The organism is Roseovarius sp. MBR-154 (genome assembly GCF_053628595.1).
In genome coordinates this window covers 384,599-398,799 of sequence record NZ_JBRJGR010000001.1, presented here as the reverse complement: position 1 = coordinate 398,799, position 14,201 = coordinate 384,599, and the positions used below count along the sequence as shown (strand labels likewise).

The following is a 14,201-nucleotide window of genomic DNA, read 5'->3' as shown; positions in this document are numbered from 1 at the left end:
CCCATGTGACGCCCGCCTCACGAGATCCCCGCCTGCGCGGGGATGACGTTTCTTTCCTGTGACGTCTCGTCCCCTCAGCGCCGTCCCGTTGATCCCTTCCGGGGTAGCGCGTGCCGCACCGACGCGAGACCGCTAGCTTAGGGTGGGCAGTCCTACCCACCACCGCCGTCATTCCCGCGAAAGCGGGAATCTCCCTCCCATGTCACACCCTCCTCACGAGATCCCCGCTTTCGCGGGCATGACGTCTCTTTGTTTGGACGTCTCCATTCCCCAATTCCCACCCCGTGACCCCCGTCCGGGGCCGCGAAACCGGCACCGACGCAATACCGACAGAATACCGACGCGGTACAGCCCGCGCGAAAACCGCTTTTCTCTCCCCCCGTTTCACGCAAGGAAGGGGACATGCCGATTCTCGCATTCCTCCGCGACAACGCGCCCTGGCTCACCGCCGGGGTGTTGCTGACCTTTCTCAGCAGTTTCGGGCAGACCTATTTCATATCGGTCTTCGCCGGCGAAATCCGTGCGGGATTCGGACTAAGTCACGGAGAATGGGGCGGAATTTATACCCTCGGCACCACCGCCTCGGCGCTGGTGATGGTCTGGGCCGGGGGCCTGACCGACCATTTCCGCGTCCGCGTGCTGGCCCCCATCGTCCTGCTGCTGATGACCGGCGCCTGCCTTTTCATGGCGCTGAACCCGGTCTGGTGGCTGCTACCGCTGGTCATCTTCGCCCTCCGCTTCACCGGCCAAGGCATGATGAGCCACCTCGCCGTCGTAGCCATGGCCCGCTGGTTCATCGCCAGCCGGGGAAAAGCCTTATCTATCGCGACCTTAGGCAACGCGGTGGGGGAGTCTCTGCTGCCCCTGATCTTCGTCTCATTACTGATTATCCATGACTGGCGCATGCTGTGGGTGGCCGCCGCGGTGATGGCCCTGATCGGCATTCCGCTCCTCCTCCTGCTCCTCCGCCGCGAGCGCACACCGCAAAGCTGGGCCCAGACCAGCCAGTCGCTCGGCATGGACGGGCGGCACTGGACACGGGGCCAGACGCTGCGGCATTTCCTCTTCTGGTTCATGATCCCGGCGCTTCTGGGGCCCTCGGCCTTCAACACGGCGTTCTTCTTTCACCAGGTGCATATCGCTGAAATCAAAGCGATTTCCCACGTCGAGCTGGTGGCGATGTTCCCGCTCTATACGGTGGTGGGGATCGGTGCGATGGTGCTGTCGGGCTGGGCGCTCGACCGGCTGGGCACGGCGCGGCTCTTGCCTTTCATGCAATTGCCGATGGTCGTCGCCTTCACGCTCTTTGCGTTTTCCGAGGGGACGGCGATGCTGATCCTCGGCTTCGTCTTCCTGGCGCTGACCACCGGCGCGAACAGCACCCTGCCCAATGCCTTCTGGGCAGAATTCTACGGCACCGCCCATATGGGCAGCATCAAGGCGATGGCGGCGGCAATCATGGTCTTCGGCTCGGCCATCGGGCCGGGGCTGACGGGGCTGGGCATCGACCTCGGCCTAGGGATCGAGGCACAGTTCCTGCTGATTGCGGGCTATTTCATCTTCACCAGTGTGATGATGGCCATTGGCGTGACGCGCGCCCGCCCGCAGCTATCGCTGACGTCGTAGATAGACGTAATAGGCCCCGCCGCCGCCATGTTTCAGATGCGCCTCGCTGATTTGCAGGACCAGCGGCGCGAGCGGCATCATCTTGAGCCATTGCGGCACGTTGTGACGCAGGACGCCGTGGCGCACCGGGATTGGCCCACCGGGATCGCGATGCTTGCCCTTGCCGGTGACGACCAGCACGAGGCGCAGCCCTGCGGCGTGCGAGCGCTGGATGAAAGTGTTGAGCGCGGGATGCGCCTGATCGAGCGTCATGCCATGCAGATCAAGCTTGGCCTCTGGCATCAGCTTGCCGCGTTTCAGGCGCGCATGCGCCTTCTTGTCCATCTTCACAGGGGCATTGCCGATGCGTTCGGCAATTCCGGGCAGCACGTCATGGCCATGCGGCTGATCGTTGGCGGATTGGCCAATTGTGAAGGGCGCGACCGGGGTGGCGCGCGGTGTGACAGGCTTGGGCTTGGGCCTTGCAGTGTCGGTCAGGGTGCCGGGCTGCGGCCTTCGTTCGGGCGCAAGCGGCGTTGCCTTGCGCGCCACCTCCTTCCAGAGTGCCAACTCATCCGGGCGCAGGCGGCGACGGCTCACGGCTCTTGCTCCATCAGCATGGCATAGGCGCGCTGAATCGGCATCAGCACGACCATGCGCCCCGGATCGCGCAGCTTGCCCGCGGCAAGACCTGCCGCATCGCCGGTGCCGAAAAAGATGTCAGCGCGCTGCGCCCCCTTGATCGCCGATCCGGTATCCTGTGCAATCATCAGGCGGTGGATGGGGTCGGCGCCCGCCTTCTCAATCCAGACAGGCGCGCCCAGAGGCACGTAGGCCGGGTCGACCGCAACCGTGCGCCCGGTGGTGACGGAGCGGTTCATCGCACCCAGCGGGCCGCGCTCGGCAGGCACCTCGTCAACCCGGCGAAAGAACACGTAAGACGGGTTGTGCATCAGGAGTTCGCGTCCCTCGACCGGGTTGCGGCGTACCCAGTTCTTGATCACCTGCGCCGAGACCTGATGCACGTCATAGACCCCACGTCGCACCAGTTCGACGCCAATAGAGCGGTATTCATGCCCGTTCGCCCCGCCATAGCCTACCCGGATCACGCGCCCATCGGGGAGCCTAATTCTCCCAGAACCTTGGATTTGAAGGAAAAAAAGCTCCACCGGGTCATCCACCCAAGCGATTTCGAGCCCCCGCCCGCTCATCACATCCGTTTCGAGTATCTCGCGCCGCGTTAGCCAAGGGTTGCTACGTTTTGCTTCGGGCGGTTCGCGATAGACTGGATAGCGAAAACGCGCGTCCGGGCTCAGGGCCCCGTCCAGTTCTGGCTCAAAATAGCCGGTGAAAAGTGCGGGTTTGCCATCGTTGATGACGACAGGGCGAAAGAACAGCTCGAAGAATGCGCGGGCATCGGGGCGCCGACTAGCCAGAGCGCAGAGCGCACGCCAGTCCGGATCATCCAGATCGGCGCAGGTATTGAGAAACACCTCAAGGGCGGCGGCATGGTCATCCGCTTCCCAGTCGTCCAGCTCGCTGAAATCCAGAATGTTGTGCTGAATTTCCTGTGCAGCGACGGGCGGGGCTTGCCCGAAAAGGGCCAGCACCAACGCGATCGACCGCAGCGCGTCCGTCATTCGCCCGTGGCAACAAGCCGCCAGTTCGGATCGTCGGAGCCCATGACGCGCTCGTAGGTCCAGATATCCTTCTGGCGTTTGCTTTGTCCGGGTGCGCCCTCGATGATCTCGCCATTTGCATCGCGGACTATGGAAATCAACTCCCCCACGCAACGCACGTCAATTTCTGCGCTCTTGGTATCGAAATTGAACCGGGCATCCACCAGCGCCAGATCGCGGACTCCGAGAAATTCCGCTTCAATGGTCAAACCCTGTTTCTCGCGCTCATCAACGACCTGTGCGAACGCCTCGTACACATCGCGATCCATGAACGGCATCACCTCATCGAGCTTGCCCCGCTCGAAGGCCATGAGGATCATCTCATAAGCGCCACGTGCGCCCTGCAAGAAACCTGTGACGTTGAAATCAGGTTCAATGCGCTTCATCTCGGCCAGCGCGGATGCGGCGTCGGAGTCTTCGGGAACGTGGTCGATGATGTCATGATCGGGCCCACCCTCGATCACCTCAAAATCCCGGCGCGGGGTCTGGCCGGTGCGGGGCTGAGTGCGGGGCGGGCCTTCATAGCCGTCCCGAGTGCCCAGAACGCTTTTCAGCCGCAGGATCAGGAATATGGCGATACCGGCGAGTACCAGTAACTGCAGAATGGGCGAATTCATGGGCACCTCATGTTGTGCGGGGCATGGTAAGCACGGTCACTCGTCCTTATGTAGGGGACGCGATGGACCAAGTCCACCGTGAGGACCGGAAAACCAAGGAGGTCGCGCATGTGGCTTTTGCTCGCATTCATCGCAATCCCGTTGATCGAGATCGCGTTGTTCATTCAGGTCGGTGGGCTGATCGGGCTCTGGCCGACGCTGGCAATCGTGATCCTGACTGCGCTGCTTGGCACATGGCTCTTGCGGATGCAGGGGGCGGTGGCGCTCGCAGACCTGCGCCGCAGCTTTTCAGAGGTCGAGGATCCATCCGAGCCGCTGGCACATGGTGCGATGATCCTTTTTGCCGGGGCGCTCCTGCTGACGCCAGGTTTTTTCACCGACGTAGTGGGTTTCTGCCTTCTGACACCACCGGTCCGAAGATGGATCTTCATCGAATTGCGTAAGCGGGTGCGTGTCGCTCGGTTCGAGACCGGGCCGGGATCACGGCCCGAGACCCGTCCTCAGAGAGGGCCGGAGATCATCGAGGGTGATTACGAGGATCTCGACCCTCAGAAAACCGGCACAGGCGGTCACTCCGGATGGACAAAGCATTGAGGCACCGCCCGACGCCTGCTATGGAACATGCGATATTGATTTGAGCCGTCTATCAGGAGACTCCCATGGCAGAGCAAGAAAACGGGGCCGCCGCCCAGGAAACCCCACCGCTGCGCATGCACATCATGACGCAATTCGTGCGCGACTTGTCCTTTGAGAATGTTTTGGCACAGCGCGGGACCGGTGGAGAGGTCCAGCCCGACGTCCAGGTCGCCGTCAATCTCGATGCCAAGAAACGCTCGACCGAGCATCAGTATGAGGTTGCGACCAAGCTCAACATCACCTCACGCAACAAGGAAAATCAGGAAGCGCTTTTCGTCATGGAAATGGACTATGTCGGTGTTTTCCATGTTGAGAATGTGCCGGAAGAGCAACTTCATCCCTTCCTTCTGATCGAGTGCCCGAGGATGATCTTTCCCTTCATTCGCCGCATTGTCAGCGATGTGACCCGGGATGGCGGCTTCCCGCCGCTGAACCTGGAAAACATTGATTTCGTGCAGCTTTACCGCAAGGAAATCGCGCGTCGTCAGGCCGAATCCGGCGCTCAGACGGCAGACGCCTAACCTATCGGGACCAGATTGCCGCATCGCCCATTCGCTCGACAAAGGCGCGATGGGAGGTGCTTTCGTCTTCGCTGAGGCGCGAGGGCAGGGGCTGAGGGCGCGGCGCGGTGCGCCAGCATGCGTCCACAGACTGCCCGGGGTGATCGGCCGCATGTCCGGATGACAAGACAAGATCGGGCTGCCGCCCACCAATCAATTCCAGATAGACCTCTGCAAGAATCTCGGAATCGAGCAACGCGCCATGTAGCGTGCGCGCCGTGTTGTCAATAACAAAGCGCCGACAAAGCGCGTCGAGAGAGGCAGGAGAGCCGGGAAATTTCTGCCGCGCGATGGCCAGGGTGTCGATGGCCTGAGCCCAGGGCAGTTGCGGCAGGCGGAGCCAGCCCAGTTCGGCGTTGAGGAATTTCATGTCGAAGGCGGCGTTATGAATGACCAGCTTGGCATCGCCGATGAACTCGACGAAGGCATGTGCCACATCGCGGAACACCGGCTTGTCCTTCAGTGTTACCTCGCCAGGACGAGGCGGGCGCGGCGTGTCCAGAAGATCGGGTCCGATACCGTGCACGGAGAAAGCCTCATCCGGCATACCGCGCTCGGGATTTATGTACTGATGAAACGTCCGTCCCGTCGGCATGTGGTTATAAAGTTCGATGGCCCCGATCTCAACGATCCGGTCGCCGCTTTCTGGGTCAAAGCCGGTGGTTTCGGTATCGAGAACGATCTCACGCATGAAGCCGGTTCCTTCTGATATCGTCAATGACAGCGCGGACCTGCTCGTGGGCATGATCCATGTTGTCGGTTTCGATCACATAATCTGCACGGGCCAGTTTTTCATCATTCGGCATCTGCTTTCGCTTGATTGCCTCGAATTGACCGGCATCCAGGGTATCGCGTGCCAGAACGCGGGCGCGCTGCTCTTCATCGGTCGTGAAGACGACCGCGGTCGCATCAAGATACCGCTCCGCCCCTGTCTCGAACAAGAGCGGGATATCGAGCACGCTGATCGGCGCGGTTTGTCTGTTGAGAAAGGCCTCTCGATCCCGGGCTACCAGCGGATGCACAATTGCCTCGATCTTCTGCAAGGCATCCGGTTCATGCCGGATAATGTGCTTGAGAACCTTGCGACACACAACTCCTCCGCTGACCGCTTCCGGAAAAACTTGCGCCATGGGTGCGGCCGCCCCTCCGCCTTTGGCGTAAAGTCCATGCACTGCCGCATCTGCATCCCAGACGGGACAGCCTTCTTCGGCGAACATTCTGGCAGTGGTGGATTTTCCCATACCTATAGAGCCGGTGAGCCCAAGTCGAAATGTCATCGCAAAACCGCCGCGCGGGTCGCAGCATCGACCGTCGGGCGGGCACCGAACCATCGCTCGAACGCGGGCACAGCCTGATGCAGCAACATGCCAAGCCCGTCGACGGTAATGCATCCGCGTGCCCGTGCCTCCCGCAGGAGCGGCGTCTCCAGGGGCGCGTAAACCAGATCGGTTACCACAGCGCCTTTGCGAAGGCCGTCAAGGGGAACGCGCAAGGGCGGACAGCCGACCATGCCAAGCGATGTGGTATTGACGACGGTGTGGGCCTCATCAAGCATATTGCCAGCCTGTACCCAATCGACAACGGTGATGCGACGGCCAAATTCCTGCTGTAATGCCTCGGCGCGAAGGCGCGTGCGGTTCGAGAGCAGAATCTCGGGAACACCGACATCCAGAAGTGAGGCGATCACCGCCCGCGCAGCTCCGCCCGCACCCAGAACAGCCGCCGGCCCGCTGTCAGGCCTCCAGCCGGGGGCATTTTGGCGGAGGTTCTGGATGAATCCGTACCCATCCGTGTTGTCGGCATGAATCTGTCCATCCTTGCGAAAGATCAAAGTATTGGCGGCGCCGATCAGGGTTGCCCGGTCAGTAACCAAATCGGCGATCGACAGGGCCTGTTCCTTGTGCGGGACCGTGACATTGACCCCGACAAACCCGGCGCGCGGCAAAGCTCGCAAGACCGGTTCCAAGTCACCCGCCTCGACATGCATCGGAATATAGAACCCCGGAATGCCAAGCAGTTTTAGCCAGTGACGGTGCAATTGTGGCGATTTTGAATGCGCAATCGGGGATCCGATGACGCCCGCAAGCGGTATCCTGGACTGACTCATGTCGGCAAATCTCCTCGCCCGATGAGGAAAGACAAGAGATCGAGGAGTGGCAGGCCCAAGATGGTGAAATAGTCGCCATCCACGCGAGCAAACAGACGCACGCCCTCGGATTCAAGCTGATACGCGCCAACAGCCTCAGCGATATCCGGCCAGTTGCGGTCGACATAAGTCTCGATCGAGTCATCGGAGAGGGGTCGCATGGTCATATGCGCAACGCCGACATGTCGCCAGACCGGTTGACCCTCGCGGCACATGACGGCTGCACAGAGGAGATCATGGCGTCGCCCACGCAAGCTGACGAGTTGATCGCGCGCATCATTCCGAGATCGTGGCTTGGACAGGATCCGACCGTCCAGATCAAGCACCTGGTCGCAACCAAGAACAAGGGAGTCGGGAAATTTCCGGCTGATTTTCAGGGCCTTTTGTTCGGCCAGAGCATCAGCGGTGTCTCTGGGCGAGGCGCTTTCCTTCTGGAGTGCCTTGCGAATTGCGTCTTCATCAATGCCTGCGGGCGTCACATCCACTTGGATGTTGGCGTTTTCCAGCAGGACACGGCGTATCCTGGACCTCGAAGCAAGGATCAGTTTCAAGGACATGTGTATAACCCCGAGAAGATCGCAGGTATTTCTCGTGAACCCGCTTGTTTGTAATCCATCCAATATGAGGGATATCTTCAATCGGGAGGATTTCGAAGAGGTTTTCGAAAGAATATCCCCTTGGGGACAAGTATAAGTTCCGTTCGTAAAGATTGGACATTTTTACAATTAATCAACAGGAACGGGAGCGGCATGTTTCGGGGTTAGCCATCCTAAACCATTCTTTGTAAACGGTAAAAGTTCGAAAATCCCGATCCTGTAATACTCATACCGAGATATCCTCGGTAATGTCCAGTTGTGGGCTAATCGTGGGACAGTTTGATCATCAACAGTTTTTCCAATACCTACGACCTCTATTAAATATAAATCTAATTATTTTTAGGAAGTGTGTTCTGGCATTTCTTTCAAACCGGACAGGTTGATTGACGCTACCCAAAGAGACACGTATGAAGAGGCTGTGCCCGTTCTGGGTATCGTGATTCCCCTTTTGAGACAGCTCCGCACCGGTCCACGGTGAAGGCACAGGATATGTACATGTCTGATGATCGTTTGAATCTTTCTGATCTCAAGGCGCTCAGCGCCAAGGATCTTCTGGCAATCGCAGAAGAGCTCGATATCGAAAACGCCTCGACCATGCGCAAGGGCGAGATGATGTTTTCGATCCTGAAAGAGCGTGCGGATGACGGCTGGATTGTCTTTGGAGATGGGGTGCTCGAGGTCCTTCAGGACGGGTTTGGTTTCTTGCGGTCTCCAGAAGCGAACTATCTTCCAGGTCCCGACGATATCTATGTGTCTCCAGAGATGATCCGCCAATATTCCTTGCGAACGGGCGATACGATCGAGGGGGAGATGCGTCAGCCTGATGAGAGCGAACGCTATTTCGCGCTGACCTCGGTTACACAGATCAACTTTCAGGAGCCGGAACGCGCCAAGCACAAAATTGCGTTCGACAATCTTACACCGCTCTATCCGGATGAGCGGCTAACGATGGAGATCGAGGACCCCACGATCAAGGACCGCTCGGCGCGTGTTATTGATCTCGTCGCTCCTATCGGGAAGGGGCAGCGATCGTTGATTGTTGCACCGCCGCGGACCGGCAAGACGGTTCTGTTGCAGAATATTGCGAACAGCATCGAAAAGAACCACCCCGAATGTTACCTCATCGTCCTTCTTATCGATGAGCGTCCGGAGGAGGTCACGGACATGCAGCGATCGGTTAAAGGCGAGGTGGTGAGTTCAACCTTTGATGAACCGGCGACGCGCCACGTTGCTGTGTCGGAAATGGTTATTGAAAAGGCAAAGCGGCTTGTTGAACATAAGCGGGATGTGGTGATTCTTCTGGATTCGATCACGCGTCTGGGCCGTGCTTTCAATACGGTCGTACCAAGTTCCGGAAAGGTTTTGACCGGCGGCGTTGATGCCAACGCATTGCAGCGTCCGAAGCGGTTTTTTGGGGCAGCACGCAATATCGAGGAGGGCGGGTCTCTGACGATCATCGCCACGGCATTGATCGATACAGGAAGTCGGATGGACGAGGTGATCTTTGAGGAATTCAAAGGAACCGGGAACTCCGAGATCGTTCTTGATCGAAAGGTCGCGGATAAGCGCATTTTCCCGGCCATCGACATTCTGAAATCGGGAACGCGGAAAGAAGACTTGCTCATTGATCGCAACGATCTCCAGAAAACCTTTGTTTTGCGTCGTATTCTCAATCCCATGGGAACAACCGATGCAGTGGAGTTCCTGCTGTCAAAACTGAAGCAAACCAAGACGAATGCGGAATTCTTTGATTCGATGAACACGTAAGCCCAAAGCGAGGTCGTGCGATGGATACGATCTTTGCACTATCAACTATGCGTGGCAAAGCGGGAGTTGCGGTAATCCGTGTCTCGGGTCCAGCTGTGCCTTCCGTGATAGAGGAAGTCTGTGGCGAAATGCCGTCACCGCGTTACGCGACACTGCGGGTGCTGCGCGATGCGTACGGCGGACGTCTGGACGAGGCGCTTGTTCTCTATTTCGAGGATGGCGCGAGCTTCACGGGTGAACCTGTTCTTGAACTTCAGACACATGGCAGTCAGGCAGTTGTTGCCGCAGTCTTGAAGCGCCTTGATGCGCTTTCGGGTTTGCGGGCAGCTGATCCTGGCGAGTTTACCAGACGCGCGCTTGCGAATGAGCGGCTTGATCTGACACAGGTAGAGGCGCTTGCTGACCTGATAGATGCTGAGACAGAAGCGCAGCGGCAGCAAGCGATTCGACTGTTGTCGGGAGAGCTTGGACGCAAGGCTGAGCAGTGGAGGCACGCGCTTGTCAGGGCTGTGGCACTCGTGGAAGCAACGATTGATTTTGTCGATGAAGACGTGCCCGTGGATGTGACTCTGGAAGTTGTCCCTGTTCTTCAGAAGGTTATCAATGATCTTGAGGATCAGATAAAAGGTTTTGCTGTGGCAGAGCGAATCCGTGACGGATTTGAGGTTGCTATCCTGGGGCCTCCGAACATCGGAAAGTCCACCTTACTGAACGCGCTCGCCGGGCGTGAGGCTGCTATCACGTCGGAATATGCAGGCACCACACGGGACGTCATTGAAGTACGGCTGGATCTGCGTGGATTACCTGTGACCTTACTGGATACTGCGGGTTTACGCGAAACGAAGGACGCGGTGGAGACGATCGGTATCGAAAGGGCGAAGCAGCGTGCTCATGCTGCGGATCTTCGTGTGTTTCTTACGGATGGAGATTTACCACCGGATGACCTGCTCCGCGACGGCGACTTGGTGCTGTTGGGCAAAGGCGACTTGCGGGGAGGTTCGGAAGGCACTGTCTCCGGTTTGACCGGGAAGGGCGTTGATAGTCTGATCAATAAAGTGGGTGAGATCCTTGAACAGAGATCAGGCTCTGTGGGGGTCGCGGTTCGAGCACGGCATGAGCAGGCAATGCGTAACGCTCTGATTTCACTGAAGTCTACTCTAGCGTTTATCGCTAAGGGAGAGCTATCCTTGGATATCGCAGCTGAGGAATTGCACAGAGCTATTCGGGCTCTTGATTCTTTGGTAGGACGGATCGATGTGGAAACGGTACTCGATGAAATATTCTCAAGTTTCTGTCTCGGCAAGTAAGGAGCGTTTCACGTGAAACATTTCGATGTGATTGTCATCGGTGGTGGCCATGCCGGTGCTGAAGCGGCACACGCCGCTGCTCGAATGGGCGCGACGACGGCGCTTGTTACACTTTCCGAGCGTGATATCGGTACGATGTCCTGCAATCCCGCCATTGGCGGGCTTGGAAAAGGTCATCTTGTGCGAGAGATTGATGCCATCGACGGCGTAATGGCGCGCGTCGCCGACCGGGCAGGGATTCAATTTCGTTTGCTGAACCGTCGCAAAGGTCCGGCGGTGCAGGGTCCCAGGGCGCAAGCCGATCGGAAGCTGTATCGCGATGCTATGCAGGTAATGATCAAGGGGCAGGACCGTCTGAAAGTTGTCTTCGGCGAAGTCGCGGATTTCATCATGAACAAGGAGAGAGTTGCCGGCGTCTGCTTGAGTGATGGTACCGAAATTCGTGCGGGCGCGGTGGTGTTAACCACAGGCACATTCCTGCGCGGCATAATCCATATCGGCGGCACGTCGAGGCCTGGTGGCAGACTGGGCGATCCTCCGAGTCTCCGCCTTGCCGCGCGCATCGATGGCTTTGGTTTCCCCATGGGGCGCTTGAAAACGGGAACGCCGCCGCGACTGGACGGGAAGACGATTAATTGGGATAGTCTCGATTCACAGCCTCCGGACGACGATCCGGTAATGTTTTCGTTTTTCTCGAAGACGCCGTTCGCTAAGCAGGTATCCTGTGGAATCACGCATACGAATGAGCAAACGCACGAAATCATACGTCAAAACCTGGCGCATTCAGCAATGTATGGCGGTCGGATTGACGGCATCGGACCGCGATACTGCCCGTCGATCGAGGACAAGGTTGTCCGGTTCGGTGAGAAGGAGTCTCATCAGATATTCCTCGAACCCGAGAGCCTTTCGGATGACACCATCTATCCCAATGGCATATCAACATCTTTGCCTGAAGCGGTGCAGGAGGCTTATGTGCGCTCCATTCACGGTCTTGAACAAGCAAGGATCCTTCAGCCCGGCTACGCTATCGAATACGATTACATTGATCCCCGAGCCTTGGACCAGCGTTTATCTACGAAGAACGTTCCGGGCCTTTTTCTTGCCGGTCAGATCAATGGAACCACCGGATATGAGGAGGCTGCAGCGCAAGGCCTTGTTGCCGGTCTGAATGCCGCGCTTTATGTTCAAGAGAAAGAGCCGATCCGTTTCAGTCGGTCTGAGAGCTATATCGGGGTCATGATTGACGATTTGATAACCCGCGGGGTGAGCGAACCCTACCGAATGTTCACGTCACGTGCCGAGTTTCGTTTGTCGCTTCGCGCGGATAACGCAGACCAGAGACTGACACCGCTGGCTATCCGGATTGGTTGCGTGAGCGAAGATCGAAAACGTGTGTTCGGGGATCGACTTGAACGATTGCAGGCGGCGAAGGCGTCTCTGGTATCGCAAACCTATACGCCAAAACAACTCGTTTTGGCCGGGATCTCTGTGAACCAGGATGGCAAACGGCGGACGGGATTCGAGATCCTGGCGTTTCCCGAGGTCGAATTCGAGCATCTTTGCGCCTTGAACTCGAGTTTGAATGGTGTTGATGCTGATATCCGTCAGCAACTTTCAAACGACGCTTTGTACGCCAATTACGTTGATAGGCAGGCGTCCGATGTCGCGATGCTACGTCGGGATGAGGCACAGGCCATCCCGCGCGACTTCGATTACGATCTTCTTCAAGGACTGTCGAACGAGTTGAGGAGCAAGTTGAGTACCGTACGACCAGAGAATTTGGCACAAGCCGCGCGTATAGATGGTATGACGCCTGCGGCTTTGACGCTTATTCTCGCGCGACTGCGGCAGGAAGCTCGGGCCAGACGCGCATGACATTTGATCTCGGTGTTTCACGTGAAACACAGGAGCGCTTGGAGATTTACGTAGATCTCCTCAAAAGGTGGAACGAACGAATCAATCTCGTGTCGAAAACATCTCTCAACCAACTCTGGTCCAGACACTTCCTTGATTCCGCACAATTGCTGGATCTTGCCCCGAAGACCGCTTCGACATGGATCGACTTGGGCTCGGGCGGGGGATTCCCAGGTCTCGTCGTTGCTATCATTGGCTCCGAGCGCCATGCTTCCCTGTCGTGCACCCTGATAGAAAGCGACACTAGGAAGTCCGCTTTTCTGCGCACGGTGATACGAGAAACGGGCGTTCAGGCGCATGTTATCACCGATCGGATAGAAGCCGTTTCACCTCAGATGGGCGACATCGTGTCGGCCCGCGCTTTGGCGGATCTGACCACTCTGCTGGGCTTCGCCAAACGACACCTGAATCCAAGAGGCCGGGCTTTGTTTCCCAAGGGGGAAAACTGGACGAAAGAGATAACGGCTGCTCAATCCAAGTGGCAATTCAACTACAAGATTGATAAAAGCAAAACAGAGACTGGCCCCGTCATCTTGAGTGTCACAGGAGTGTCCCGTGCCTGACCCGATCCGCAACGTAACGCCGAAGATCATCGCGATCGCCAATCAAAAGGGTGGAGTGGGCAAGACGACGACCACCATAAATCTCGGCGCCGCCCTGGCTGAGACCGGGATACGCGTTCTTATCGTCGATCTGGATCCTCAGGGGAATGCCTCGACTGGCCTTGGCATAGACCCGGAGGCGCGTAACTACACCACCTACGACCTCCTGCTCGATGACATCCCGCTCGATGAGATAATCCAGAAAACGGCGCATGAGAATTTGAACATCATTCCTGCCACGGTCGATCTCTCCTCGGCGGATCTTGAGTTGATGTCCAATGAGAAGCGCAGCTTTCTGCTTCACGATGCACTTCGCCAGCACGCTATGGACAGCTTTCAGCTTGACGTGATCCTGATCGATTGCCCACCGTCTCTTAATCTTTTGACGATCAACGCCATGGTCGCAGCACATTCCGTGCTCATTCCGTTACAGAGCGAGTTTTTTGCGCTAGAGGGGCTGTCCCAGCTCATGCTCACGGTGCGCGAAGTGCGCCAGAGCGCCAATCCGTCCTTGCGGATCGAGGGCATTGTTCTAACGATGGTCGACACGCGCAACAACCTTTCCGCGCAGGTCGAAAAGGACGCGCGAGATAATCTAGGTGATCTTGTGTTCCAGACTAGAATTCCCCGAAATGTTCGTCTGAGCGAGGCCCCATCCTACGCGCTACCGGTCCTCAATTATGATCCTCAATCCAAAGGCGCTCAGGCCTATCGGGATCTCGCCCGAGAGTTGATGCAGAAGAGTACCCCAGTCGCCGCCTGAGCAGGAAGG

At 57.8% G+C, this 14,201-nt stretch carries 15 protein-coding genes; 8 read left to right on the top strand and 7 right to left on the bottom strand.

What is annotated here, in order from left to right; translation table 11 throughout:
• Positions 1-402 precede the first annotated feature (402 nt).
• Positions 403-1,626: an MFS transporter gene (locus ACSSV4_RS01920; RefSeq protein WP_454273077.1), complete on the top strand. Its 1,224-nt coding sequence runs from the start codon at positions 403-405 to the stop codon at positions 1,624-1,626.
• On the opposite strand, the gene ACSSV4_RS01915 is transcribed toward ACSSV4_RS01920, so the two are convergent.
• From ACSSV4_RS01915 to ACSSV4_RS01905, 3 genes are read right to left on the bottom strand one after another with little or no spacing between them, the layout of a single operon-like run.
• Positions 1,609-2,205, bottom strand: coding sequence for a Smr/MutS family protein (locus ACSSV4_RS01915; protein ID WP_454273076.1), 597 nt, complete (start codon positions 2,203-2,205; stop codon positions 1,609-1,611). The genes ACSSV4_RS01920 and ACSSV4_RS01915 overlap by 18 nt on opposite strands.
• Entirely contained in the window at positions 2,202-3,245 is a 1,044-nt protein-coding gene (gene mltA, locus ACSSV4_RS01910; RefSeq protein WP_454273075.1) for a murein transglycosylase A, read from the bottom strand. Before mltA ends, ACSSV4_RS01915 begins: the two co-directional genes overlap by 4 nt.
• Positions 3,242-3,901, bottom strand: coding sequence for a Tim44/TimA family putative adaptor protein (locus ACSSV4_RS01905; protein ID WP_454273074.1), 660 nt, complete (start codon positions 3,899-3,901; stop codon positions 3,242-3,244). Before ACSSV4_RS01905 ends, mltA begins: the two co-directional genes overlap by 4 nt.
• A gap of 108 nt (positions 3,902-4,009) precedes the next feature.
• On the opposite strand from ACSSV4_RS01905, the gene ACSSV4_RS01900 reads away from it, so the two are divergent.
• Positions 4,010-4,495, top strand: a complete 486-nt coding sequence (locus tag ACSSV4_RS01900; protein ID WP_454273073.1) for an FxsA family protein — start codon at positions 4,010-4,012, stop codon at positions 4,493-4,495.
• 65 nt (positions 4,496-4,560) lie between these two features.
• Positions 4,561-5,058, top strand: coding sequence for a protein-export chaperone SecB (gene secB, locus ACSSV4_RS01895; protein WP_454273072.1), 498 nt, complete (start codon positions 4,561-4,563; stop codon positions 5,056-5,058).
• A 1-nt stretch (position 5,059) separates the two neighbouring features.
• Here secB and dnaQ read toward each other — a convergent pair whose 3' ends face one another.
• Genes dnaQ through ACSSV4_RS01875 form a run of 4 tightly spaced genes read right to left on the bottom strand, consistent with a single transcriptional unit; the run spans position 5,060 to position 7,800 of the window.
• Positions 5,060-5,788 carry a DNA polymerase III subunit epsilon gene (dnaQ, locus tag ACSSV4_RS01890; RefSeq protein WP_454273071.1) on the bottom strand — a complete coding sequence of 243 codons (729 nt, stop codon included), beginning with the start codon at positions 5,786-5,788 and terminating at the stop codon, positions 5,060-5,062.
• A complete protein-coding gene (coaE, locus tag ACSSV4_RS01885) occupies positions 5,781-6,374 on the bottom strand; it encodes a dephospho-CoA kinase (RefSeq protein WP_454273070.1) in 594 nt (197 codons plus the stop codon). Before coaE ends, dnaQ begins: the two co-directional genes overlap by 8 nt.
• Positions 6,371-7,204 (bottom strand): shikimate dehydrogenase, encoded by an 834-nt coding sequence (locus ACSSV4_RS01880; RefSeq protein ID WP_454273069.1) that lies wholly within the window; start codon positions 7,202-7,204, stop codon positions 6,371-6,373. The genes coaE and ACSSV4_RS01880 overlap by 4 nt, the downstream gene beginning before the upstream one ends.
• Positions 7,201-7,800, bottom strand: a complete 600-nt coding sequence (locus ACSSV4_RS01875; protein WP_454273068.1) for a Maf family nucleotide pyrophosphatase — start codon at positions 7,798-7,800, stop codon at positions 7,201-7,203. Before ACSSV4_RS01875 ends, ACSSV4_RS01880 begins: the two co-directional genes overlap by 4 nt.
• A 534-nt stretch (positions 7,801-8,334) precedes the next feature.
• Here ACSSV4_RS01875 and rho point away from each other — a divergent pair.
• The 5 genes from rho to ACSSV4_RS01850 are packed head-to-tail and all read left to right on the top strand — an operon-like array spanning position 8,335 to position 14,192.
• Positions 8,335-9,606 carry a transcription termination factor Rho gene (gene rho / locus ACSSV4_RS01870; protein WP_454273067.1) on the top strand — a complete coding sequence of 424 codons (1,272 nt, stop codon included), beginning with the start codon at positions 8,335-8,337 and terminating at the stop codon, positions 9,604-9,606.
• A gap of 20 nt (positions 9,607-9,626) precedes the next feature.
• Positions 9,627-10,913 carry a tRNA uridine-5-carboxymethylaminomethyl(34) synthesis GTPase MnmE gene (mnmE, locus tag ACSSV4_RS01865; protein ID WP_454273066.1) on the top strand — a complete coding sequence of 429 codons (1,287 nt, stop codon included), beginning with the start codon at positions 9,627-9,629 and terminating at the stop codon, positions 10,911-10,913.
• 12 nt (positions 10,914-10,925) lie between these two features.
• A complete protein-coding gene (mnmG, locus tag ACSSV4_RS01860; protein WP_454273065.1) occupies positions 10,926-12,788 on the top strand; it encodes a tRNA uridine-5-carboxymethylaminomethyl(34) synthesis enzyme MnmG in 1,863 nt (620 codons plus the stop codon).
• Complete coding sequence (gene rsmG / locus ACSSV4_RS01855; protein WP_454273064.1) at positions 12,785-13,390, top strand: 16S rRNA (guanine(527)-N(7))-methyltransferase RsmG; 606 nt, start codon at positions 12,785-12,787, stop codon at positions 13,388-13,390. The genes mnmG and rsmG overlap by 4 nt, the downstream gene beginning before the upstream one ends.
• The gene (locus tag ACSSV4_RS01850; protein ID WP_454273063.1) at positions 13,383-14,192 is read left to right on the top strand and encodes a ParA family protein; all 810 of its coding nucleotides are present in this window, start codon (positions 13,383-13,385) and stop codon (positions 14,190-14,192) included. Before rsmG ends, ACSSV4_RS01850 begins: the two co-directional genes overlap by 8 nt.
• The last annotated feature ends 9 nt before the right edge of the window (positions 14,193-14,201 follow it).